This is a genomic window from Roseateles sp. (genome assembly GCF_039595595.1).
Taxonomy (GTDB): Bacteria; Pseudomonadota; Gammaproteobacteria; order Burkholderiales; family Burkholderiaceae_C; genus Roseateles.
This window is the reverse complement of the sequence record NZ_JBCNLG010000014.1, coordinates 66,308-89,593: the sequence shown is the minus strand read 5'-3', so window position 1 is coordinate 89,593 and position 23,286 is coordinate 66,308. Positions and strand designations below refer to the sequence as shown.

25 protein-coding genes and 1 tRNA gene are annotated in these 23,286 nt (G+C 69.3%); 6 read left to right on the top strand and 20 right to left on the bottom strand.

The annotated features are described in order from the left end of the window. Positions 1-22 precede the first annotated feature (22 nt). On the top strand, positions 23-625 hold the full coding sequence (locus ABDW61_RS17115; protein ID WP_343640341.1) for an alpha-ketoglutarate-dependent dioxygenase AlkB: 603 nt from the start codon (positions 23-25) through the stop codon (positions 623-625). 216 nt (positions 626-841) lie between these two features. Then, complete coding sequence (locus tag ABDW61_RS17110) at positions 842-1,261, top strand: VOC family protein (RefSeq protein WP_343640339.1); 420 nt, start codon at positions 842-844, stop codon at positions 1,259-1,261. Between the two features lie 82 nt (positions 1,262-1,343). On the opposite strand, the gene ABDW61_RS17105 is transcribed toward ABDW61_RS17110, so the two are convergent. The 15 genes from ABDW61_RS17105 to ABDW61_RS17035 all read right to left on the bottom strand — a co-directional run bounded on the left by ABDW61_RS17105 (position 1,344) and on the right by ABDW61_RS17035 (position 14,200). Beyond that, positions 1,344-1,835, bottom strand: a complete 492-nt coding sequence (locus ABDW61_RS17105) for a hypothetical protein (protein ID WP_343640338.1) — start codon at positions 1,833-1,835, stop codon at positions 1,344-1,346. 49 nt (positions 1,836-1,884) lie between these two features. Then, positions 1,885-2,478 carry a DUF4304 domain-containing protein gene (locus ABDW61_RS17100; RefSeq protein ID WP_343640337.1) on the bottom strand — a complete coding sequence of 198 codons (594 nt, stop codon included), beginning with the start codon at positions 2,476-2,478 and terminating at the stop codon, positions 1,885-1,887. 30 nt (positions 2,479-2,508) lie between these two features. Further along, on the bottom strand, positions 2,509-2,931 hold the full coding sequence (locus ABDW61_RS17095) for a hypothetical protein (RefSeq protein WP_343640335.1): 423 nt from the start codon (positions 2,929-2,931) through the stop codon (positions 2,509-2,511). Between the two features lie 45 nt (positions 2,932-2,976). Beyond that, positions 2,977-5,277 (bottom strand): diguanylate cyclase, encoded by a 2,301-nt coding sequence (locus ABDW61_RS17090; protein ID WP_343640334.1) that lies wholly within the window; start codon positions 5,275-5,277, stop codon positions 2,977-2,979. Between the two features lie 116 nt (positions 5,278-5,393). Further along, entirely contained in the window at positions 5,394-5,819 is a 426-nt protein-coding gene (locus tag ABDW61_RS17085; protein WP_343640333.1) for a DUF1801 domain-containing protein, read from the bottom strand. Between the two features lie 12 nt (positions 5,820-5,831). After that, complete coding sequence (locus ABDW61_RS17080; protein WP_343640332.1) at positions 5,832-6,245, bottom strand: VOC family protein; 414 nt, start codon at positions 6,243-6,245, stop codon at positions 5,832-5,834. 75 nt (positions 6,246-6,320) lie between these two features. Further along, on the bottom strand, positions 6,321-6,794 hold the full coding sequence (locus ABDW61_RS17075; RefSeq protein WP_343640331.1) for a helix-turn-helix transcriptional regulator: 474 nt from the start codon (positions 6,792-6,794) through the stop codon (positions 6,321-6,323). A 101-nt stretch (positions 6,795-6,895) separates the two neighbouring features. After that, on the bottom strand, positions 6,896-8,392 hold the full coding sequence (locus tag ABDW61_RS17070) for an ATP-binding protein (RefSeq protein ID WP_343640329.1): 1,497 nt from the start codon (positions 8,390-8,392) through the stop codon (positions 6,896-6,898). Then, entirely contained in the window at positions 8,364-9,047 is a 684-nt protein-coding gene (locus tag ABDW61_RS17065) for a response regulator transcription factor (RefSeq protein ID WP_343640328.1), read from the bottom strand. The genes ABDW61_RS17070 and ABDW61_RS17065 overlap by 29 nt, the downstream gene beginning before the upstream one ends. A gap of 11 nt (positions 9,048-9,058) precedes the next feature. Next, positions 9,059-9,922, bottom strand: coding sequence for a MipA/OmpV family protein (locus ABDW61_RS17060; protein ID WP_343640326.1), 864 nt, complete (start codon positions 9,920-9,922; stop codon positions 9,059-9,061). Between the two features lie 465 nt (positions 9,923-10,387). Next, the gene (locus ABDW61_RS17055) at positions 10,388-10,990 is read right to left on the bottom strand and encodes a hypothetical protein (RefSeq protein ID WP_343640325.1); all 603 of its coding nucleotides are present in this window, start codon (positions 10,988-10,990) and stop codon (positions 10,388-10,390) included. 223 nt (positions 10,991-11,213) lie between these two features. After that, positions 11,214-12,494: a HAMP domain-containing sensor histidine kinase gene (locus ABDW61_RS17050; RefSeq protein WP_343640323.1), complete on the bottom strand. Its 1,281-nt coding sequence runs from the start codon at positions 12,492-12,494 to the stop codon at positions 11,214-11,216. Then, the gene (locus ABDW61_RS17045; protein WP_343640321.1) at positions 12,491-13,210 is read right to left on the bottom strand and encodes a response regulator transcription factor; all 720 of its coding nucleotides are present in this window, start codon (positions 13,208-13,210) and stop codon (positions 12,491-12,493) included. The genes ABDW61_RS17050 and ABDW61_RS17045 overlap by 4 nt, the downstream gene beginning before the upstream one ends. Next, on the bottom strand, positions 13,188-13,544 hold the full coding sequence (locus ABDW61_RS17040) for a 4Fe-4S binding protein (protein ID WP_343640319.1): 357 nt from the start codon (positions 13,542-13,544) through the stop codon (positions 13,188-13,190). The genes ABDW61_RS17045 and ABDW61_RS17040 overlap by 23 nt, the downstream gene beginning before the upstream one ends. Then, positions 13,544-14,200 carry a hypothetical protein gene (locus ABDW61_RS17035; protein WP_343640317.1) on the bottom strand — a complete coding sequence of 219 codons (657 nt, stop codon included), beginning with the start codon at positions 14,198-14,200 and terminating at the stop codon, positions 13,544-13,546. The genes ABDW61_RS17040 and ABDW61_RS17035 overlap by 1 nt, the downstream gene beginning before the upstream one ends. 346 nt (positions 14,201-14,546) lie before the next feature. Between ABDW61_RS17035 and ABDW61_RS17030 the strand changes: the two genes are divergently transcribed. Next, the gene (locus ABDW61_RS17030; RefSeq protein WP_343640315.1) at positions 14,547-17,405 is read left to right on the top strand and encodes a valine--tRNA ligase; all 2,859 of its coding nucleotides are present in this window, start codon (positions 14,547-14,549) and stop codon (positions 17,403-17,405) included. Here the strand turns inward: ABDW61_RS17030 and ABDW61_RS17025 are convergent. Next, on the bottom strand, positions 17,347-18,321 hold the full coding sequence (locus ABDW61_RS17025) for an NAD(P)-dependent oxidoreductase (protein ID WP_343640313.1): 975 nt from the start codon (positions 18,319-18,321) through the stop codon (positions 17,347-17,349). The genes ABDW61_RS17030 and ABDW61_RS17025 overlap by 59 nt on opposite strands. Positions 18,322-18,405: 84 nt before the next feature. Here ABDW61_RS17025 and galU point away from each other — a divergent pair, with 84 nt between their 5' ends. Next, the gene (gene galU / locus ABDW61_RS17020; protein ID WP_343640312.1) at positions 18,406-19,275 is read left to right on the top strand and encodes a UTP--glucose-1-phosphate uridylyltransferase GalU; all 870 of its coding nucleotides are present in this window, start codon (positions 18,406-18,408) and stop codon (positions 19,273-19,275) included. 132 nt (positions 19,276-19,407) lie between these two features. Here galU and ABDW61_RS17015 read toward each other — a convergent pair whose 3' ends face one another. The 3 genes from ABDW61_RS17015 to cysM form a co-directional block, all read right to left on the bottom strand. After that, complete coding sequence (locus ABDW61_RS17015; protein ID WP_343640311.1) at positions 19,408-19,635, bottom strand: sulfurtransferase TusA family protein; 228 nt, start codon at positions 19,633-19,635, stop codon at positions 19,408-19,410. 72 nt (positions 19,636-19,707) lie between these two features. Next, the gene (locus tag ABDW61_RS17010) at positions 19,708-20,235 is read right to left on the bottom strand and encodes an NUDIX hydrolase (protein WP_343640310.1); all 528 of its coding nucleotides are present in this window, start codon (positions 20,233-20,235) and stop codon (positions 19,708-19,710) included. Positions 20,236-20,313: 78 nt separating this feature from the next. Next, entirely contained in the window at positions 20,314-21,240 is a 927-nt protein-coding gene (gene cysM, locus ABDW61_RS17005; RefSeq protein WP_343640308.1) for a cysteine synthase CysM, read from the bottom strand. Positions 21,241-21,342: 102 nt separating this feature from the next. On the opposite strand from cysM, the gene ABDW61_RS17000 reads away from it, so the two are divergent. Together ABDW61_RS17000 and ABDW61_RS16995 are read left to right on the top strand one after the other, a co-directional pair. Further along, positions 21,343-21,427: transfer RNA gene (locus ABDW61_RS17000), tRNA-Leu, on the top strand. Between the two features lie 273 nt (positions 21,428-21,700). Further along, on the top strand, positions 21,701-22,294 hold the full coding sequence (locus ABDW61_RS16995; protein ID WP_343640306.1) for a rhomboid family intramembrane serine protease: 594 nt from the start codon (positions 21,701-21,703) through the stop codon (positions 22,292-22,294). Positions 22,295-22,321: 27 nt separating this feature from the next. Here ABDW61_RS16995 and ABDW61_RS16990 read toward each other — a convergent pair whose 3' ends face one another. Then, positions 22,322-23,245 (bottom strand): SDR family oxidoreductase, encoded by a 924-nt coding sequence (locus ABDW61_RS16990; protein ID WP_343640305.1) that lies wholly within the window; start codon positions 23,243-23,245, stop codon positions 22,322-22,324. Positions 23,246-23,286: the final 41 nt, after the last annotated feature.

Genomic DNA, 23,286 nt, shown 5'->3' with positions numbered 1-23,286 from the left:
GCCACCTGCAATACTCGCCCGCGTGTCTCCCAACGCCGATCAGCCCGCCCTCTTCGACGACTTCGACCCGCCGGCCGACGCCCTGCCCGGCGGCATGCGCTACCAGTCCGCCTTCCTGTCATCCGAGGAGGAGCGCGCGCTGATCGCGCTCATCGGCACGCTGCCGCTCGAAGCCGCGCAGTACAAGGCGTACACCGCGCGCCGCCGTGTCGTCAGCTATGGCGGCAGCTTCGACTACGACACCAATCGCCTGCGCCCCGCGCAGCCGCTCATCGAGGCGCTGCATCCGCTGCGCGAGCGCGTCGCGCACTGGGCCGGCATCGCGCCCGAGGCGCTCGTCCACGCGCTCGTGGCCGAGTACGCGCCCGGCACGCCGCTGGGCTGGCATCGCGACGTGCCGGACTTCGAGGACGTGTTCGGCGTGTCGCTCGGCGCGCCAGCGACGCTGCGCTTGCGTCCCTACCCGCCCGAAGCGCCCAAGCGCGCCGACGTCCTCAAGCTCACCGTCGAGCCGCGATCGATCTACGCGTTGCGCGGTCCCTCGCGCTGGGCCTGGCAGCACAGCGTCGCGCCGGTCGAGCGGCTGCGCTGGTCGATCACTTTCCGGACCGCGCGCTCGAAGTGATCGATCAATCCGGCCTCCGCATCGATGGCCCCACGCGGCGCCGGTCCTTTGAATCGCGCCGCTTGACCGGCCGCGCGGCCCGCCACTACGATCGCGCCCGCTTCGCAGTGATCGTCATGACCTGCACCGAGCCGTAAGCGTTTACGTCAGCCAACGCGCAACCCCGCCGGTTTTCCGACGCAGCAGCGTCACGCCGGCTTGCGCATAGGCATTGCCATGACCACGCACACCACCACGGTTCGTTCCACCTTCAACCACCTGAGCTTCCCCTCGCCCGACGCGCCCGCGACGGCCGCGTTCTTCGAGCGCTTCCTCGGCTTCTCGGTGGCCTCCTTCGGCCACAGCCGCATCGTCAAGAAGGACCAGCTCGACATCGTCATCGAGGACGGCCGCGACCGCGATTGCACCTGGCCGCGCAACTTCCATGTCGGCGTCGAAGTGGCGACGCGCTCGGACCTCGAGCGTATCCACGCCGACATGCTGGCGGCTGACATCCGCATGGAGACCGAACTGATCACGCACGTGCGCGGCTCGCGCTTCTTCTGCTGGATGCCAGGCGGCGTGATGCTCGAGGTCAATACCCGCGAGGACGCGGCAGCGGAATTCCGCGGGACGTTCGCGAGTCAGCAGGGTTGAGGCGCATTCGGATCTGAAGCGGTACTTCCGGTCCTGGGTGGCCCCAGTGAGGCCGCCCGCTCGCGGGCCCTTCACATGGAGATCAGCGCACCTTGATCGTTGGTTTCCTGAGAGCCCGCACGCAGGCGGCGATTTCCTCCGCCTCGCGTGGGCTCAGGTTCCTGCGCATCAACCCCTCTCGCCACAGCTCGAGCGAGCTCATGAGCCGCTTCAGCAGGAACGATGTGGCCTTTTCCCTGTCGTCATAGGCATGCGGGTCGAACTCATTGAAATCCGCGGACTCGACGGACACGAGCACTTCGAACGATTGCTTCAGCTTTCTGATATGCGAGTAGTTGCGGAAGACGTCGTCGGCCTGACGCTTGATGGTTCGCGCCCACAGCGCTCGATGCAACACCTGCATGTCCGCTGACAGCAAAGCCTCCGATATCGGCAGCATGAACGCCACGCAGTTTCCAGATGTCCAGTTGGCCAGCGTCGCGCTCACCAGCGCCTCGAGCTTCATGTCCTTCAACCACCGGTCGCGCGTGATCTCCAGCGCCTGTTCAACACGCAGACTGCTGTCCAGGCCCATCGTTCGATGGACATCATCAAGAAACCGCGCAAGGCTCACAGGCAAACTTTCATGAGGGAAATTTCAGATGAAGGCCTGCCGCGACCGATTGAAACGTGCACCCGCGATCGGCGAACGCATCGGCCTCCAGCTGAACCAGACGGCGCGCTTCCGCGAGATTCCCGGTGACGTATCTGTACACCGCCGGAAAGCTCCATGGAGTCGCATTCAGCCAGCCAGTCGCTTCGAAAGCATGGGCCGATGAGACTTCATTGAGCGGCACGACGAAGGTACGCTCGACAGCCTCGGAGATCTGCTCCGCGAGCGCGTTGAGATCCGTGCCCTCGTCGACTTTGAAGAGGCCTGGAAGACTGGAATTCAAGCGCTCCAACCGCACCATGAATTGGCAGTCGGGGTATTTCGGAATCGCTGGTGGTTCCCCGCCCCGCAACGCGCAGATGTCATCGAACATGACACCGGCATTCAGATAGAAGCCGCCTTCGGAACCTCGATTCCATTGAGACAACTGGACATCGAAGTAGTGCCCGACGGAGCCTCTTCGACGGCCAAAGCTGAAGGCATTCTTCTTGAAGCCGTGGCGCTTGAGCATCGGCGCCAAACCGGTCTTCACCACTTCCTGGATCGCTTCGCGCGCTGTTCTCATGAATCACTCGTCAATGTCACGCAAGAGGTTCTACCGCCCCAGCGCTGCCAAGACCTGCTCGGCCGTGAGGCCGTAGAGCGAGAACCCCAGGTGCGGGGCCAAAGTGCCATCGCCAGGTTCAGGATCGTGATCGAACAGCACCCGCGCCCCGAAGCTTGCGCTGCTGCTCAAGCGCAGATGGCTGGGAGCCATCTCGATCACCTCTCGGATCTTGCTCACGCGAAACCAGACCGTTCCCCACAGCGGAGCCTCCACCGACACGACCTCTCCCGTCGCGCCAAGCCTGATCGCCAGCGCTTCAGGAGTGACCGCCCGAAGGTTCCGCTTGGTTTCCTTCTTCTTGAGCCCGTCATACAGCAGCACGAAAGGCGGCTCGGCGCTCGAAAAGCAACGTCCGATCACGAAGATCTGATGGGCGTCGATGGGGCGCTTGGCGCCGATGTCGATGTTCACGTTTGGGCTCGAGAGTCAGGGGCTGCACTGGCGCGGGAGTGTCCCCTACGCCTCCGCCAGCACAAACCTCGACTTCCCCGACTGCTTCGCGCGGTACATGGCCGCGTCGGCCTGTTCCAGCAGCGCGTCGCAGTCGGCCGGCTCGTCGACCGGCGACGACGGCGCCGACGCGCCGCCGATGCTCGCCGACACCGACACCCGCAGCTCGCCAAGCTCGAAGGGCTCGGCGAGCCATTGCACCAGCTTCGCCGCCACCTTCGCCGCGCCCCGCGGACCCGGGTGCACCAGCGCGATGGCGAATTCGTCGCCGCCCAGGCGCGCCACCAGATCCCCTGCCCTCACCGCCGCGCGCAGGCGCTGCGCGGCCTCCTTCAGCAGCAGATCGCCGACCCCGTGGCCATGGCTGTCGTTGACCTCCTTGAAGCCGTCCAGGTCCACGTAGAGCACCGCCACGCTCGTCCCGTTGCGCCGCGCGAGCGCCAGCTGCTGCTGCACCATCTGCCGGAACAACGATCGATTCGCCAACCCCGTCAGCGCGTCGTGATTCGCCTCGTGCTGCGCCGCGTCCAGCAGCCGCGCCGCATGCGTCAGCGCGCGCCCCACCCGGTCGACTTCCACCACGCCCAGCGGCGGCACCTCCACCGCCACGCCCGTCCCCAAAGCCAGCGCTGGCTGCGTCAAGGCCTGCACCGCGCCCGCGATGCGGCCACCGATCCGCCACGCCAGCAGCAAGCTGCCCGCGATCGTCAGCACGAATCCGCCCACCAGCCAGCCCAGCGCCTGCATCAGCGGCGAGTTCAAGCCCGCGCGCGGCACGCTGATGGCCACGGCCCATCCCGAGCCCTCCGACCGGACGAACGCCGTCTGCACCGCCACGCCGTCCAGGCTGGTCGTGTCGGCCTGCCCCTCCCACTGCCCGCGCAGCTTGAGCAGCAGATCCGGCGGCGCCTCGACGCCAAAAAAGCGCTCTGCACCCCGCGTGCGCGCCACGACACGGCCCTCGCGGTCGTACACCGTCGCCAGCCAGTCCGGATCCATCTGCTGCAGCGACAGCAGGTCCCTCAATCGGTCCGGCGACAGCCGCGCGCGCAGCACCGTCGCGCCCTGCAGCGGCGCCGCCTTGTCCGCCGGCAGCGGCACCGACACCTCGATCAACTGCTCGCGCGGCGCCTGGGCAAGCCGGCCAGACGCCGCGAGCTCGCCCGGCGCCGACACCGGCCTCGGCGCGACCGCGGGCGAGGACGCCAACGGCCCGCCGCGGACCACCATCGGGCCCTGCCGCGGCTGGCGGATGTCCATCACCAGATTGCCAGCAGCATCCTCGAGCTGCAGCGCCGACGCGTGCAGCAACGGCATCGCATCCCGCGCCTCGAGCGAGAACGCCGCCAGGCTGTCGCCCTGCGGCAGCTGAGAGGCCGCCAGCACGCGCAGGCCCGATTCAATGCCGCTCAGATCCCGGTCCACCGCCGCCGCGATGGCACGCGCCGTGTTCAAGCGGTCACCCGCCTTCGCGTCCCGCATGCGCTGGAAATCCAGCAGCACCAGCGCCAGCGTCATCAGCGCCAGCGGCATGACCGCGGCGATGACCAGGAACACCAGCCGCGAACGGATGGTCGGCGACATCGCCTCATAGACGGAGCTCAGCAGCGTGGTCAGCAGGAACAGCGTGGCCAGCCCCGCGATCACGAAACCCAGCCACGCGCCGCCCATCCCGCCCGCCAGCGCGCCGCAGACGCTGCCTTCCGGAAAGCTCGCAGCCGCCATGCCCGTGTAATGCATGCCCACGATCGCCGCGCCCATGACCACCGCGCTCGCGGACTTCTTCCAGGGCCCGGTGACGATGGTCTCGTGCCGCAACCGGAAGCAGATCAGCAGCGCCGCCGTCGACGCCGCCATCGCCAGCAGCACCGACAGCGCGAACAGCGCCGGGTCGTAGCGGATGCCGGGCTGCATCCGCATCGCCTCCATGCCCAGGTAATGCATGCAGGCGATGCCCAGCCCCATCAGCGTGCCGGCGATCAGCAGCCGCCGCCGTCCCAGGCTCGGGCGCGCGATCGTGTGCAGCGCCAGCGCCGAGGACAACGCCGCCACCGCCAGCGATGCCAGCGTGATCGGCACGTCATAGGCCAGCGCGATGGGCAGCGAGAACGCCAGCATGCCCACGAAGTGCATGGCCCAGATGCCGGTGCCCATCGCCAGCGCGCCGCAGGCGAGCCAGAACGCCGAGCGCCCCGGCGAGCCCGCCGCCGCGACGACACGGCTGGCCATGTCCAGCGCGACGAACGAGGCAATCACCGCCGTCACGATGGACAGCACCACCAGCAGCGGGTCGTAGACGCCCGTCACGATGTCAAGGTCCCGGAAGGCCGGGACGCCCGCGCAAACGATGCATGACTGGTTCCTCCCCCTGGCATGCCGCCCGTCACCGAGCCCTCGATGGTTGACCGGGGCTCAAGCCGGCGTCACGCCGTTCGCGTCGCCTTTTTCGGTTTCGCCGCCGCGTCGTTCAGCGCGGCGGCAGCCTTGAACAGCGCCTTCAGCGCCTGCTCGTCCACCACGTCGCCCTGACGGATGTCGATCGCCCGGCGCACGTTGCCGTCCAGGCTCGAATTGAAGAGCCGCGCCGGATCCGGCAGCTTCGCCCCTTTCGCGAAGGTCATCTTGACGACCTCCTTGTAGGTCTCGCCGGTGCAGATCTGGCCGTTGCGCTCCCAGACCGGCGTGCCCCGCCACTTCCACGTCTCCTCGACGCCGGGCACCGCCTCCTTCATCAGCCGGCGCAGCCGCGCCAGCATCTCGCCGCGCCAGTCGCCGAGCTCCGCGATGCGCGCATCGATCATTCGCGATGCGTCGACGGCACCGGCCTGATCCGTGGTCGTGGTGGGCATGTCGTCCTCCGCTCAGTTCTTCAGTTGCTGGATACGGATCATGTTGCCCGCAGGGTCGCGCACGCCGAAATCGCGCACGCCATAGGGCTGGTCGGTCGGCTCCTGCACGATCTCCGCGTCCCGCGCCTGCAGCCGCTCGAAGGTCGCGTCCAGGTCCTTCGCGCCCAGCAGCAGCATCGCGAAGGTACCCTTGGCCATCATCTCGGCGATGGTGCGCTTCTCCTCATCGGTGATGCCGGGCGTCGCATTCGGCGGGAACAGCACGATCGAGGTGTCGGGCTTGCCCTTGGGACCGATCGTGATCCAGCGGTTGCCGCCGAAGGCGACGTCCTTGCGGATCTCGAAGTCCAGGCCGTCGCGGTAGAAGGCCAGCGAGGCCTCGGCATCGGTGTGCGGCAGGAAGGTCGAGTGGATGGTGATGTCCATGTGAATCTCCAGATGAGTTGCGTCAGCGTGGTCGGCGGCCGTCGCCGCCGGGGTTCCGGACCCATGCGACGCAGTCTAGGTGGGCTGTTTCTCCGGCGCTTCTCGATTCCTGATCGGTCGCGTCACCTGCCGGGCAACGCAGGACGGAATGCCGTCGGCCTCGGCCGCGCAGTCGCGCCGGTAGACGCTGGGCGACACGCCGACCAGCTCGGTGAAACGGGTGCTGAAGGTGCCCAGCGAGGCACAGCCGACCTCGAAGCAGACCTCGGTGACGCTGAGGTCGCCACGGCGCAGCAGCGCCATCGCGCGCTCGATGCGCCGGGTCATCAGGTAGGCGTAGACGGACTCGCCATAGGCCAGCCGGAACTGCCGGCTCAAGTGGCCGGCCGACATGTGCACCCCCTGCGCCAGCGCGTCGACGTCCAGCGGCTGGGCGTACTCGCGGTCGATGCGGTCGCGCACGCGGCGCAGCCGGGCCAGATCGCGCAGGCGCGTGTCGGGGGCCTCGGCGCGGGCCTGGGCGGACGTGTCGGGAGCGGCGGCGGACATCCGGGCATCCTACCCAGCCCACGAGGCGCGGCGCCCCTCGCGGGATCGGGACCATCCCGGAGACCGGGATGCCGGAAGTCAGCGCACGCCGGCCCGCCGGCTCAGAACAGCGCGCGCCGCACCACCTGCGAGTAGCCGGCCCGCAGGCCCTCGCCCGAGGGCATTCGCAGCGCCCGGGCGGCCGGCTCGCGCAGCTCACCCGGCGCGTCATGAACGGCCGGCGCCTCCAGCGCGGCATCCGCCCTCATGTCGCAGCGCACCTCCAGTCCCGGCGAGCGCCGGTGGGCGCTGAGCCGCCACGCATGCGCTGCTGCAATCTCCGCGCAGATCGACAGCCCCAGCCCCGCGCCCTGTTCCCGACGGTCCGGACCGCGCCAGAAGCGCTCGAAGATGCGCGGCAGGTCCTCCTCCGAGACGCCCCTGCCCTGGTCCGTCACCGAAAAGCCCTCCGGCTCGACCGTCAGCGTGACCACGCCCTCCGGCGGGCTGTGCTGGATCGCGTTCTCGACCAGGTTCTTCAGCAAGGTGAACAGCGCGCCCCGGTCCGCCTGCCAGAAGCGCAGCTCCGGGCTCAGCCGCAGACCCAGCGTCACGCCGCGCTGCCCGGCCACCCGCTCCATGAAGTCGAAGACCTCGCGCACGGCGGGCTTGGGATCGATCGCCTCGACCCGGTAGTTGCGCTGCTCGCTGGCCTCGGCCAGCAGCAACAGCTGCTGCACCTGGCGCGCGACCCGGTCCACGTCCTCCAGGATCTGCTCGCGCCACGCGCCCGGCTCCGCCAGTTCCACCTGCGCGCGGATCAGCGCCAGTGGCGTCTTGAGCTCATGGGCCGCGTTCGAGAGGAACTCCTGCTGCGTCTTGAACGCCCCCTGCAGGCGGTCCAGCGCGGCATTGAAGGCTTCGACCAGCGGCCGCAGCTCGCGCGGCTGATCGGCCGCGGGCAGACGCTTGGAGAGCGTGCGCGGCGAGATCCGCCGCGCCGCGCTCGACGCCGCCCGCACCGGCAGCAGCGCCCGGCGCAGCGACAGGTGGATGGTCACCAGGAAGACCAGCACGAAGGTCGCGCCCAGCGCGATCAGCCCCTGCCGCAGCACGTCGAAGCCGATCGACTCCCGCATGCGCAGCACGATGCGGTCACTGACCGCGAATTGCACATACCAGCGCCGGCCGTCGTGGTCGTAGGGGACGGTCGCGCCATGCATGGCCACGCCGCCCCGCTTGAACACGAAGGAGTGGCGCACCGGCTCATAGGGCTGGCCGTCGCGCGTGATGACGGCCAGCTCGCCGTCGGTCGCGAAGACCACGCGCCCGCCGGCGTCGGCGACGCGTAGCACCGCCTCGCTGCGCAGGCTGTCGAACAGCCAGGGCTCGATCTTCGGATCGAGCCGCACCGGCATGCCGCGCGCATCGAACTGCAGGTGGCGCGCCAGCGCTTCGCTGTTGTCCTCGATCTGGTCCTGCAGCACCCAGCGCGTGAACGGCTCCCAGAACACCATCGAGGCCAGGCTCACCAGCAGCATGCTCGACACCATGCTCGCCGCCAGCACCGACAGCACCCGGTTGCGCAGGCTATTCGGCCATCGCGTCTTGAAGGGCATACCCGTGATTCCTGAGATTGACGATGCGCAGCGTCGAGCCGATCGACGCCAGCTTTTTGCGCAGCCGGTGCAGCGCGACATCCAGCGCGTTGGGCGTGACCGCCTCGGACAGCCCCCAGGCCGCAGCCTCGAGCGCCCCGCGCCGCACGGTCCGCCCCTGCTGCTGCACCAGCGCGATCGCGATCTGCAGCTCCGCCGGCGCCAGCGCCACCGACAGCTCGCCGCGCACCAGCAGCGCCTCCTCGGCCACGACCTCCAGGTCGCCATGGGTCACGCGCGGCGGCCGCACCGCCGCCGGCCGGCGCATCAGCGCCCGCACGCGCGCCACCAGTTCCTCCATCGGGAAGGGCTTGGCGAGGTAGTCATCGGCGCCGGACTCCAGGCCGTCGATGCGGTCATGCAGCGCGTCCCGCGCGGTGAGCATCAGGCAGGGCGTGCCCTGGCGCGCCGCGCGCAACCGCTTGACCAGCGCCAGGCCATCGCCGTCCGGCAGCCCGCGGTCGATGACCAGCGCGGCGTATCCGACCTCGCGATGCGCCGCCCAGGCGGGCTCCATCGCGTGGAAGACATCGGTCGGGATGCCGGCGGTCTGCAGGGCCTGCCGGATCAGTCCGGCAAGCCGGACGTGATCCTCGACCAGGGCGATTCGATTCATCGACAACGGATTCAGAAGCGGTACAGGTAGCCGACCGCCAGCCGCGAGGTGTCCTTGCGTCCAACGATCGGGCTCTGCCGGATCTCGTCCGGCAGGCGCGTGACACTAGCATCGATGAAGACCGTGTGCTGGCGGGCGATCGCGTAATCGACCCGCAGCCCCAGCTCGGTGGTCATCGCGGACTTGCCGGTGTACAGCGCGCGATCGGCGGTGACTTCGCTGGCGCGGACGCCGTAGTAGTAGTCGACGTACTTCTTGTCGAGCCACTGCGCCTTCACGCGCGGCGTCACGCCCAGCACGCCCCAGCCCAGGCGGTGCGAGGCCTGCAGCCCGAGCTTGCGGCCCTTGCTCTCGTTGGACAGGTCGGCCACCCATTCGGCGCCCAGATCGATCCACGGCGTCTTCCAGGTCAGCGCGCCGCCGCCCAGGAACGAGCCCTTGCGCTTGTCCATGCCAGCGAGCACCGGCGAGTCGCCCGCCTTGTAGCCCTCGTCCTCGTACTTGAGACGCAGGCCGGCTTCGAGGCTGTTGCCCGGCCCGAAGGCGTGGCGCCACAACTTGACGTCGGCCGCCGGACCGGCGAGCCGGAACCAGCGGTTCTCGACGGACAGCATCGGCAGCACGTTGTTCTTGCGGTCGGCGTCCGCGTAGGGGCGCTGACGGCTGGCCACGCCGATGCCCAGTCCCCATTGGGTGCCGGAAGACGCGGCGGGATCGACATCGCCGAACACCTGCGCATGGGCCGGCGCGGCGAGCGCGGCCAGCGACAGCGCGAGCAGCGCCGCGTGCGTGGCGTGCGTGGCGGCCACTGGGGGCGTGGGAGACGTGGAGGAGAAGGAACGGGACAGGGACCGAAGCGACAGAGAGGCGGCCATCGAGGCAACTCCAAGTGAAGACGGGGCGGATGGTCCCGTGGGACGACTTACCCGCTTCTTACTGCCCAGGTCTTGCCGGGAGCGCACTGCCGCCGCCGCTGGCCCTCATCCCTCCCTTGTATCTTTCGTTCTGTGAGTACACACAAGGTTTGTTTGGGCAGTTGTCCACAGCCCGTCCGCCCCGCAAAGCGGGCGAGGGAGTAAGACGAGCCGGACGGCGCAGTAAACCCCCTCGCCCCAGCGGGGAGAGGGAGGGGAGAGGGGGCTCGTGCCACAGCGCTGCTGCCCTTCGAAGCACCCCCTCTCCCCTGCCCTCTCCCCCCTCGCGGGGGGCGAGGGAGTTGGTCATCAGCAGCCCTTGACACGGTTGCGCTCCCGGGCGCCCGTGCCCGCCTTCACGTGCCATTCGGGGCGCCTCATGGCGCCCGCCCCGCATTCCGGGCGCCTCGTGGCGCCCCCCTCCACTCAGGCCGCCTCGGCCGGGACCGGCTCCTGGTATTGCACGACGGCCAGGCCTTCGCGCACCGCCTGCTCGTAGACACCGAGCATGCCCAGCGCCTCGCGCGTGGCGTCCCGGATCGCCGCGGCGGCGACGACGGCCTCGTCGTCGTTGCACAGCGCGCCCTCCTCCTGGTCCTCGCGCTTGAAGCGGCAGACCAGCTCGGCGATGCAGGCCGCGTGCTCGAGCCGCTCGCGCAGCGTGCGCATCGCCAGCCCGACGGTGATGTCGCGCCGCGGCACGAAGAACTCCACGCCGGCAGGCTCGAATCGGCTCAGCGACGGGTACATCCGCGAGACATAGAGGAAGGCCTCGAACTCCTCGCGGTTCATCCGCTGCAGCGGGCGGATGTTGTCGAGCACGCGCTGCATGAACAGCGTGCGCGCCGGGCGCGGCGAGGGCCCCGGCGGCGGCGCGGGCGGTTCGCCCAGGCCGGCATGGCCGTCGACGCCAAGGTCGGCGCGGTCGGCGCGGTCGGCAAGATGGGCCGCCGCCGAAGCGGCCGAAGCCGCCGTGGCGGAGGACGGGGTGCCGGAGGCGCCGGCGGCAGGGAAGGACATCGTGGACATGGACAGCTCCATTCGACTCGGAATCAACGCATAGGCATCACCTTCGATGGGATGACGACGGACCGCGCCGGGTGACGCGGGGAACGGATGATCCGCCTCGGCCGCGCAAGACCTGGCACGAAAAGATCAATGAAATCGATTCGATGAAGGCGTCGGCATCGGCGCCACACGGCTTCTGGGGAGGAGACCGACTTGTCCCGGTAGGAGGCCTTCCGGCTCCTACCTATTCGAATCTCACCACCGCCTCGAACCCCGGCTGCGCGTTGCGCAGCTCGAGCCGGCTGCCGTGCGCCTCCGCCACGAGCCGGCACAGCGACAGGCCCAGCCCCACGCCACCCTCGCTGCGCGCGCGCGCCTCGTCGGGCCGGTAGAACGGCTGGCCGAGTTGCGCGAGCGCCTCGGGCGGCACGCCGGCGCCGTGATCGCGCACCGTCAGGCGCGCGCCCTCGCCGTCGCGCTCGACCGACACCATCACCGGCCCCGCGTCCGGATCGTTGTGCCGCAGGGCATTGCTCACCAGGTTGCGCAGCAGCAGTTGCACCCGCATGCGATCCAGCTTCAGCAGCGGCAGGTCCCGATCGACCCGCAGCGCCACGCCGGGCTGGTCCTGCTCGCGGGCGAGCGCGCCAAGGTCGCAATCGTCGACCTGCAGCGCACGATGCCCGCTGCCCAGGCGCTCGCTTTCCAGCAGCGCCGAGATCAGCTCCCGCATCTGCGCGAGCTCCTCCAGCAGCGCCGCCTTCGACGGCCCGTCGTCGACCAGCTCCGCGTGCAGGCGCGCGCGCGTCAGCGGACTGCGCAGCTCATGGCTGATCGCCAGCAGCAGCGCGCGCTTGCCGTCGAGCATCCCCTGGATGTCCTCGGCCATCTGGTTGAAACGCATCGCCAGGTCGCCGATCTCGTCGTCGTGCCGCACCAGGATGCGGTGCGACAGGTCGCCGCGCCCGAAGGCCTCGGCGCCCAGCGCCAATTGATGCAGCGGATCGACCATGTGGCGGATGCCGGCGTAGGCGATGCCGGTCACCAGGAGCAGCAGCGGCACGGCCCACAGCAGGCCGTACTCGACCGTCATCGCGCCCCACAGGATCGCGCTGCCCAGACAGGCCAGGACCACGAACACCGCGATCAGCCGCGCCCCCAGCGAGTGCCGGAACATCGCGTGCTGGCGGTGCCAGCGCTGGTGCCAGCGGTTGCGCACCCGCAGGTGCCAGCGCCAGCCGCGCCGCCGCGGGAAGGGCAAGCTGCCCGCCTCCATCTCCGCCCAGCGGCGCATCTTCGTCAGGCGGCGCTGATGCTCCTTCAGCCGCGCCTCGTGCATGCGCAGCCACCAGGCGTCGCGGCGCGCATGCCAGCGCGGATCGCCGCAGCGGGGATCGAAGCCCTCGCCCGGACCGCCCGGCCCTTGCGGCTCGCGCCCATCGCCCCAGTGGTCGTAAGGATGGCGATGAGCTCTCGGTCCCCCCTTCGGCCCTTTCGGCCCTTTCGGACGCCCCTGCCCGTTCATCGCCCGCCCTCCGCCCGCTCGCCCGCCGGCGGCAGCGCGAAGCAGTAGCCCGCGTTGCGCAGCGTCTTCAACGCCTCCAGCGGCTCCAGCTTGCGGCGCATCCGGCTCACCAGGATGTCGACCGCGCGCGTGAACAGATCAGCCTCCTGGCCGCGCAGCCGGTTCAGGATCTCGTCGCGCGAGAACACCCGCCCCGGTTCCCGCGCCAGCATCAGCAGCAGTTCGTACTCGGTGCTGGTCAGCTCGACCAGTCCGCCCGCCGCGGTGACCTGGCGGCGCGCGGTGTCGATGTCCAGGCCCTCGAAGCGCAGCAGCGCCACCGGCGCTGCGGCGGCCGGCGCCAGTCGCGCGCGGCGCAGGATGGTCTGCAGCCGCGCGGCGAGCTCGCGCGGCTCGAAGGGCTTGGCGAGGTAATCATCCGCGCCCAGTTCCAGCCCCACCACCCGGTCGGTCAGGTCGCCCCGCGCGGTCAGCATCAGGATGGGGATCTCCCGCCACGGATCCTGACCGCCGCGCAACTGCTTGCAGAACGCGAAGCCATCCATCTCCGGCAGCATGCCGTCCAGGATCAGCGCGTCGAAGCGCTCCGCGGCGAGCCGCGCGAGCGCGGCGCTCGGACGCGTCACCGCGGTCAACTCGAAATCGAAGCGCGCCAGGTAGCTCGCCAGCGGCGCGGCCAGCGCCTCGTCGTCGTCAATCAGCAGCAGTCGGTGCATCGTGGCGCCCATTGTGCCCAGCCGCCTGGCCGGCGGCGTCCGCCGTGCGCGTGTGGCGGACCAGCGTGATGGCGCGCTCGGGGCAGGCCTTCACGCAGTGGCCGCAGGCCCGGCAGGCATCGGCGTTCGGGGTGAATGCCTGCTGCCAGCCATGCGCATAGCCGCGCAGCTTGCCGAACAGGCTCAACGCCTTGCGGCGCTCGACCGGCAAGGTGCCGACCGAGAACACGCCGTAGGGGCAGACCTCGACGCAATCGCCCTTGCCTTCGCAGCGGTTGCGGTCGATGACCGGACGCAGCAGCCCCGGCGGCTGCCGGCAATCGCGCGCCTCCATCAACGGCCCCCGCCATCGCGGCCCGCCCGGCGGCGCAGCCGCCGCATCAGGAAGCGCAGCATCTGCTGCTGATCGAAGTCCAAGGCGTCGAAGAAATCGCCGAAGGCCGCGACGAGCGCGGGGCCGGTCGCCCGCAGCGCCTCGACCTGGCCGTCGAAGAGCTCCTGCGCCTCGTGGCGGCGGAAGTTCTCGGACTCGATCAGCCGGGCCACCTCCGGCCCCTTGGCCAGCGCCTTCAGCGCCCGCCTGGCGGTGCCGAGCTGCTCCACCAGCCGGCCGAGCAGGTCCGACTGCTCGTCGCTCAGGTCCAGAAAGGCACGGGCCCGGGCTTGCAGCCTCTGGCCGCGGCCGGCGTGAGCGGCATCGGGTCCCAGGCCCCCGCCGAGGCCGCCCCACCCATCACCGCCGTGGCGACCAGCGCCACCGTGGTGGCCGTGGCGGCCGTGGCGGCCGTGTCCGCGGTGTCCGCGGCCGAGACCGCCCCAGCCGTAGGGGAAGCCGCCGAAACCGCCGAAGCGGAACCAGGGTCCATCAACGGGCAGCGGGCCGTAGAAGCCATCGTCACGCACAGGGCCGAAAGGACCGCGGTGGCCATCGTGGCCGAAGTGAGTGTCGTGACGTTCATGGTGGTGGCTCCAGCGTCGAAACAGGTGCATGGTGCAGTTCCTCGGTAAAGCCCGGGTGTCCGGGCGGTGAATCCATGTCGCCATGATTCCCATGCCCCGTCGCGAGGGCATCTCACCGCGGTATCGCTGCTTTTCGTTTTGTATCGCCGCTCCCCTGTCCGACGGAATGCCTCCGAGGGGGGATCGCGCGCCTCTGCTGACACGACGCGTCAGGGGGCCGCATTTCGACATCCCCCGTCCGGGCGACTGTTCTCCCTCTCTCGGCTGTCCCCCGTTCCACGCGCCCGGGACGGGGCTCGCCGGGGCCATGGCCCTCTACAATCGCCGGCTCCGTGTCCCTCGCCTAGATGACACCGCCTCGCGGCGGAGCGCCCCCATGACCGAACTCGCCAAGTCCTTCGAACCTTCTTCTCTGGAAGCCCATTGGGGTCCGCTGTGGGAGTCCAAGGGCCTCTACGAGCCGACGCTCGACCCGGCCAGGCCGTCGTTCAGCATCCAGCTGCCCCCGCCCAACGTCACCGGCACGCTGCACATGGGGCACGCGTTCAACCAGACCATCATGGACTCGCTGACGCGCTACCACCGGATGCGCGGCCACAACACGCTGTGGGTCCCCGGCACCGACCACGCCGGCATCGCCACGCAGATCGTCGTCGAGCGCCAGCTGCAAGGCCAGGGCCAGAGCCGCCACGACCTGGGCCGCAAGAACTTCGTCGCCCGCGTCTGGGAATGGAAGCAGCAGTCCGGTTCGACCATCACCCAGCAGATGCGCCGCATGGGCGACTCGGTGTCCTGGGGCCACGAGTACTTCACGATGGACGAGAAGCTGTCGGCCGTCGTCGTCGACACCTTCGTCAAGCTCTTCGACGAGGGCCTGATCTATCGCGGCAAGCGCCTGGTCAGCTGGGACCCGATCCTGAAGTCCGCCGTCTCCGACCTCGAGGTCGAGAGCGAGGAGGAGGAAGGCTCGCTGTGGCACATCCGCTATCCGCTGGCCCAGGGCGGCGAGTCGCTGGTCGTGGCGACCACGCGGCCCGAGACCATGCTGGGCGACACCGCCGTGATGGTCCACCCCGAGGACGAGCGCTACAAGCACCTGATCGGCCAGCAGGTGAAGCTGCCCATCACCGGCCGTTTGGTGCCGGTGATCGCCGACGAGTACGTCGACAAGGAATTCGGCACCGGCGTGGTCAAGGTCACGCCGGCCCATGACACCAACGACTATCAGGTCGGCCAGCGTCACGGGCTGCCGATGCTGACCATCTTCACGCTGGACGCGACCGTCGTCGACACGATGGACGAGATCCCGGCCGAGTACCGCGGCCTGGACCGCTTCGCGGCGCGCAAGGCGATCGTCAAGGCGCTGGACGAGCAAGGCCTGCTGGTCGAGGTCAAGAAGCACAAGCTGATGGTCCCGCGCTGCACGCGCACCGGGCAGATCGTCGAGCCGATGCTGACCGACCAGTGGTTCGTCGCCACCAGCAAGCCAGGCAAGGACGGCAAGTCCATCGCGCAGAAGGCCATCGACGTGGTCGCCAGCGGCGAGGTCAAGTTCGTGCCCGAGAACTGGGTCAACACCTACAACCAGTGGATGGGCAACATCCAGGACTGGTGCATCTCGCGCCAGCTCTGGTGGGGCCACCAGATCCCGGCCTGGTTCGGCACGGGCGGCGAGATCTTCGTCGCCCATGACGAGGCCCAGGCGCAGGCCAAGGCCACCGCCGCCGGCTACACCGGCCCGCTCAAGCGCGACGAGGACGTGCTGGACACCTGGTATTCGTCGGCGCTGGTGCCGTTCTCGACGCTGGGCTGGCCGGCCAAGACGCTCGAGCAGGACCTGTTCCTGCCCTCGTCGGTGCTGGTGACCGGCTACGACATCATCTTCTTCTGGGTCGCCCGGATGATCATGATGACGACGCACTTCACCGGCAAGGTGCCCTTCAAGCATGTGTACATCCACGGCCTGGTGCTGGACGCGCAAGGCAAGAAGATGAGCAAGTCCGAGGGCAACGTGCTGGATCCGGTCGACCTGATCGACGGCATCGAGCTGGCCCCGCTGCTGGACAAGCGCACCCAGGGCCTGCGCAAGCCCGAGACCGCGCCCAAGGTCCGCAAGGCCACCGAGAAGGAATTCCCCGAAGGCATCCCCGGCTACGGCGCCGACGCGCTGCGTTTCACCTTCGCGGCAATGGCGACGCTGGGCCGCAGCGTCAACTTCGACAGCAAGCGCTGCGAGGGCTACCGCAACTTCTGCAACAAGCTGTGGAACGCCACCCGCTTCGTGCTGATGAACACGCAAGGCCAGGACTGCGGGCTGGTCGAGCACACGAAGGAGGACTGCGCCCCCGGTGGCAAGGCCCATGGCTACCTGCGCTTCTCTCAGGCCGACCGCTGGATCGTCAGCGAGCTGCAGCAGGTCGAGCAGGCCGTCGCGCAGGGCTTCGCCGACTACCGCCTGGACCAGGTCGCCAACGCGATCTATTCGTTCGTGTGGGACGAGTACTGCGACTGGTATCTGGAGCTGGCCAAGGTGCAGTTGCAGACCGCGCAGGCCGAGGGTGACGAGGCCGCGCAGCGCGCCACGCGCCGCACGCTGATCCGCGTGCTGGAGACCATCCTGCGTCTGCTGCATCCGATCACGCCCTTCATCACCGAGGAGCTCTGGCAGACAGTGGCGCCGATCGCCGGCCGCAAGTCCACCGACTACCTGGTGACGGCGCCCTACCCGGTCGCGCAGCCCGAGCGCATCGACCCGCAGGCCATCGCCTGGGTCGAGCAGCTCAAGGCCGTGGTGGGCACCTGCCGCAGTCTGCGCGGCGAGATGGGCCTGAGCCCGTCCGACCGCGTGCCGCTGCTGGCCGGCGGCGACCTGTCCTTCCTGCGCGAGGCCGCGCCGGCGCTGAAGGTGCTGGCCAAGCTGCAGAGCGTCGAGCTGATCGAGGACGAGGCCGTGTTCAACCAGCAAAGCGCGATGTCGCCGGTGCTGGTGCATGGCGCGGCGCGTCTGGCGCTGAAGGTGGAGATCGACGTCGAGGCCGAGCGCGCCCGCATCGCCAAGGAGATCGCCCGGCTTGAAGGCGAGGTCAGCAAGGCCAACGCCAAGCTGAGCAACGAGAGCTTCGTGGCGCGCGCGCCGGCGGCCGTCGTGGAGCAGGAACGTCAGCGCATCGCCGACTTCAGCGCCACCGTGGCTCGGCTAAAAGATCAGGCAGCGCGCCTGGGTGCGTCGGCCTGAACTCAGGCTGCGCCGCGGGCGTGGACAGGATCTCCGAGATCCGCCGCGCCACGCTCCATGCGGCGCGCATCCGTGACTCCCGCGTCGTCGCCGCCACGCGCGGCGTGACTTGCAGACCGGGCGCGCCATGCAAGGGGCGCCCGGCCTCCATCAGACCGGGCTCCATCAGGTCCAGCCAGGCGGCCAGCAATCGGCCGCCATGCAGCGCGTCGGCCAGCGCCTGCTCGTCGAACAGCGCCGAGTGCGAGGTCGACACCAGCACCTGCGACGGCTTGCAGAAGTTCAGCACCCGCTCGCCGATCAGGCCGCGATAGCGCGGGAAGTAGGCCAACTGCACGCTGACCGCGTCGGCCGCCTGCATCAACTCGCGCAGCCCATAAGGTTCGATGCCCCATTGCGCCCACAGCGGATCGGCATGGTGCAGGCTGGGGTCGTAACCAATCACGCGCGCACCGAAGACGGGCAGCAGCGTCGCCAACTGGCGCGCGGCGGGCGTCAGGCCGACCAGGCCGACCGTCGCGCATCCGAGTTCACGCCCCACCCACTGGCCGTCCGCGCCCTGCACCGGCACGCGGCGCAGCAGCGCGAGCAAGGCGCCGATGACGAACTCCGCTTCGGCCGAGGCGGCTGCGGTGGGCGCGCGCACCACTTCGATGTTGGCGCCGCGGCAGGCTTCGAGGTCGATGTTCTCGGCGCCGGCGCCGATGCGGCCAATGGCGCGAAGCCGCGGCGCGCGGCGGACCATGTCCGCGTCGAGCGCAACCGAGGCGGGCAGGAAAATTGCCTGGGCCTGCGCAACCTGCTCTCTCAATGTCGCCGGTGCGTCCGCCAAATCGGGCGCGACCTGGATCGCATGGCGCTCCGCCAGCCATTCCAGGACGTCAGCCTCCAGCGGTTCCAGGACTAGCACTGACATGAGGGGTTTGGAGAGGATTGTTTGATTTTCTTTCAGTAGCGCCATGCAAGAATGCCGGCGCAATTACCGTTGGAGTGTACGTAAATGGCCCTCATCAACAAGGCAATCTTCCCGGTTGCCGGACTCGGCACACGCTTCCTGCCCGCCACGAAGGCGCAGCCCAAGGAGATGCTGCCGGTGGTCGACAAGCCGCTGATCCAGTACGCGGTCGAGGAGGCTTACGCGGCCGGCATCCGCCAGATGATCTTCGTGAACGGCCGCAACAAGCGCGCCATCCCCGATCACTTCGACACCGCCTTCGAACTCGAGACCGAACTCGAGGCCGCCGGCAAGAAGGAACTGCTCGCGCTGGTCCATTCGATCAAGCCCGACGACATGGAGTGCATCTACATCCGCCAGCCCAAGGCGCTCGGTCTGGGCCACGCGGTGCTGTGCGCGCAGTGCGTGGTCGTCAACGAGCCCTTCGCGGTGCTGCTGGCCGACGACCTGATGGTGGGCAAGCCGCCGGTGCTCAAGCAGATGGTGGATCAGTTCTCCGAATGGCAGGCCTCCATCCTGGCCGTCCAGGAAGTTCCCGCCGAGCACACCAAGCGCTACGGCATCGTGGCCGGCTCGGCCATCAGCGACCGGCTGATGGACCTGACCCACATGGTCGAGAAGCCCAACCCCGAGGACGCTCCATCGCGCCTGGGCGTGGCGGGCCGCTACATCCTGACCCCGGGCGTGTTCCGCGAGATCGCGACGCAGCCGCGCGGTGTCGGCGGCGAGATCCAGCTGACGGACGGCATCGCCGCGCTGATGCGCCGTGAGAAGGTGTTCGCGTTCCGCTACGACGGCAAGCGCTACGACTGCGGCAGCAAGGAAGGCTTCCTGCAGGCCAACGTCGAACTCGCGCTGGATCATCCGCAACTGGGCGCCAGCTTCCGCGAGTACCTGAAGACGCTGGAAATCTGACCGCGCTGAACTTCTGACGGCAGGACTTCCCGTCACCGCCCCGTCATGAAGCGCGAAGGCCACGCGATGCGTGGCCTTCTTCGTTTCAGGACGCAACCGGCGGCACGGCGCGCCGATCGGCGCGTGCCGCGTTCAGCGGCGCTTGAGCACGTGGATGAATTCGTCGCCGGCGCTGGTCTGCTCGACCAGTTCATTGCCGGTCTGGCGCGAGAAGGCCTGGAAGTCGCGCATCGATCCCGGGTCGGTGGCGACCACTCTGAGCAACTGGCCGCTTTCCATTTCCGCAAGCGCCTTCTTGGCCTTGAGGATGGGCAGCGGGCAGTTCAGGCCGCGGGTGTCGAGTTCCTTGTGAATGTCCATGAGAGCGTCCTTGCGCCAGCCCGCGCGGCGATGACCGGCAATGACCGGCAGAGCGGGCGATGAGGCGCGATTCTAGGTCCGGGGCGGCATCCACGCCGGTTCGATGCCGCGTCCGCGCAGCCAGTCGGCCAGCGCCTGACCGGTGCCGGCGGGCCAGCACTGGAGCTGCTGTGGCGGCGTCAGCGTGTACTCGACCAGCTCTGGCGACAACGTGATCTCGCCGCGCGCCGGCACGTGGTACGCGATGATGACCTGGCTCTTCTTCTGGAAGTCGTAGACGCCGATCAGCGTCGCGCCGAGCGCCTCGAGCGAGGTCTCCTCGAGCACCTCGCGCCGGATGCCTTCTTCCGGAGATTCACCGGCCTCCATGAAGCCGGTGATCAGTCCAAAGAACGGCATCGGCCACGCGGCATTGCGCGCCAGCAAGACCTGGCCCTCGCGATCCACGCACTCGACGACGGCGGCCAGCACCGGCGTGGGGTTGTTCCAGTGCGTGAAGTCGCAGTTCGTACAGCGCAGCCGAGTCTTGGGACCGCCGTCCTCGGGCAGCTCGATCCAGGCAAGCTCGGACGCGCATTGCGGACAGAAGCGGAACGTCATCGCGGACCTCCAGCGCAGGGGTTGGATCGGGGCGTGAGCCCGGGCGGGCGTTTCAGACCGGAAATTCAGGCCGGAAATTCAGGCGGGGAAGACGCCGGTCGACAGGTATCGGTCGCCGCGGTCGCAAACGACGAACACGATGGTCGCATTCGAGACCTGGCGCGCGATCTGCATCGCCACCCAGCAGGCGCCAGCCGCGGAGATGCCGCCGAACAGCCCCTCCTCGCGCGCGAGGCGGCGGGCCATGTCCTCGGCGTCGGACTGGCTGACGTGCAGCAGTTCGTCGACGGTTTCGGGGCGGTAGATCTTCGGAAGGTAGGCGGCCGGCCACTTGCGGATGCCCGGAATGCGCGAGCCCTCGGCCGGCTGCGCGCCGACGATGCGGATCTCCGGATTCTTCTCCTTCAGGAAGCGCGAGACGCCGGTGATGGTGCCGGTCGTGCCCATCGCACTGACGAAGTGCGTGACGCGGCCGCCGGTGTCGCGCCAGATCTCGGGGCCGGTGGTCTCGTAATGGATGCGCGGGTTGTCGTTGTTGGCGAACTGGTCCAGCACATGGCCCTTGCGGTCGCGCTGCATCTGCTCGGCCAGGTCGCGGGCGTACTCCATGCCGCCGGAGCGCGGCGTCAGGATCAGCTCGGCGCCGAAGGCCTTCATCGTCTGCGCGCGCTCCACCGACAGGTCCTCCGGCATGATCAGCACCATGCGGTAGCCGCGGATCGCCGCGGCCATCGCCAGCGCGATGCCGGTGTTGCCGGAGGTCGCCTCGATGAGGGTGTCGCCGGGCTTGATCTCGCCGCGCTCCTCGGCACGCCGGATCATGCTGATCGCGGGGCGGTCCTTGACGGAGCCGGCGGGGTTGTTGCCCTCGAGCTTGGCCAGCAGCACATTGCCGCGCGCCGCGAGTTCGGGACCGAGCACGCGCTGCAGGCGCACGAGCGGCGTGTTGCCGATCACGTCTTCCAGGGTCGGATAGGACGGGGGGGTGGCGCTGGATTCACTCATGGAGACGGATTCTCTCAGCGGCGGGAAGGCAGTGCGTGGCATAATGCTTTTCTTTCGCGGCCCCTCGCCTCTCCTGCAGACGAAGGGCCGTGTCGCTGATGAGCCCGGATGGCGAAATCGGTAGACGCAGGGGACTCAAAATCCCCCGCCGCAAGGCGTGTCGGTTCGAGTCCGACTCCGGGCACCACTCTCAGCGTTCTTCTCTCTCTTCCCCCCCGCTTCCCCGCCGCGTCAAGTCACGCCCCCCTTCGGCGGGTGTCAAGCCTTGCCTGCGTCCGTTCGGGCGCGGCGATTCGGGGGCGCGTCATCGGGACCGGCTTCACGGGATCGGCTTCAGCCCGGCCTCAGTTTCATGGGCGGCGAGACCCCGGGGCGCGGCTACACTCGCCCGAACGCATTGGCTGACATGACCATTGCGCCTTCCCACGCGCCGCACGGCGCCATCTGAAGACGCCGATCCATGCCCACCATTCCTCCGGTGACCAAGGCCCTCATGCTGTTCTGCGTGGGCCTGTTCTGTCTGCTCCAGCTGCTGCCCGGCGGCGCCTACGGCACGACCCTGGCCCTGGCGGCCTTGTGGCCGTTGAACTCGGGCCGCTTCGAACTGTGGCAGCCCGTCACCTATGCCTTCCTGCACGGCGACACGCTGCACCTGTTCTTCAACATGCTGGGGCTGTGGATGTTCGGCTCGGAGCTGGAGATCATCTACGGCCGCTCGCGCTACCTGCTGCTGCTGCTCGCCAGCGCGCTGACCGGCGCGGCCGCCCAGCTCGTGTTCACGCTGGTGACCAGCAGCTACGCGCCGACGGTCGGCGCCTCCGGCGCGCTGTTCGGCCTGCTGCTGGCCTACGGGCTGCGCTTCCCGGACCGGATCATCATGCCGCTGTTCCCGCCCATCCCGATGAAGGCCAAGATCTTCGTGGCCATCTTCGGCGCGATCGAGCTGATCCTCGGGTTCTCGGGCGGCAGCGGGATCGCGCACTTCGCCCACCTGGGCGGGATGCTGGGCGCCTGGCTGATGATCAACCACTGGCGCAGCGGGCGCAGACGCTGAGCGCGGCCCGCTCCGCCGGCGCGGGGGTCAGGTCTCGATCGCGAGCAGCCCGTCCGCCGGCGTCGGGTAGCGCAGGCGCTGGCGCAGCTCCCGTTTGAGGCGGCCGTTGTCCATGCGGCGCGATTCGTTCATGAAGCTCATCTGCATCGGCGAGAACACGCTCGCGGCCTGCGCGCGGGCCACGCGCGCCGGCCGCGGCAGGCCGCACAGATCCGCCGCGAGGTCGAAGTAGTCGCCCATCGGGAGCTCGCTGTCGTCGCAGGCGTGGATCACGCGCTGGGCGGGCCCGCGCATCAGCGCCAGCACGCAGGCGCGCGCCAGATCGTCCGCCTGGATGTGATTCGTGTAGACGTCGTCCTCGCGCGCGAGCACCGGCAGCCCTTTGCCGAGCCGCTCCTTCGGATGGCCGCCCTCGCGGTTCAGCGCGTAGATGCCGGGCACCCGCAGGATCGTCACCGGGCAGCCGGTCACGCGGCCCCACTGACGCAACTGCGCCTCGGCATCGACGCGCCGCCAGGCGCGGTCGTTCGAGGGATTGGGCCGCCGCGTCTCGTCGATGCGCGCGCCGCCGCAATCGCCGTACACGCCGCTGGTGCTCGCATACACCAGATGCCTGGGCGCTGCTGAACGCGACAGCGCCTGCAGCAGGCGCCGGGTGCGCTCGTCGGTGCGGCCCTGCATGGCGGGCGGCGCCAGATGGAGCACGCGGTCCGCGAGTCCGGCCAGCCGGCCGAGCGCGGCCGCGTCCTCCAGGTTGCCGATCAGCGGAATCGCGCCCGCGGATCTCAGCGCCGCCACGCGCGCGCTGCTGCTGGTCAGCGCGAAGACCGTCCAGCGCCCGGCCAGTAGCCGCAGCACCCGCATGCCGACGTCGCCGCAGCCGATGATCAACAGGCGGCCGCGGCGGGCGCGGCGAAGACGGGGGGGCGACGCGGGATTGGAACCTGGCATGAGGGCGCGCAAGACGGGCTGGGGCAAAATGGCGGATCAGT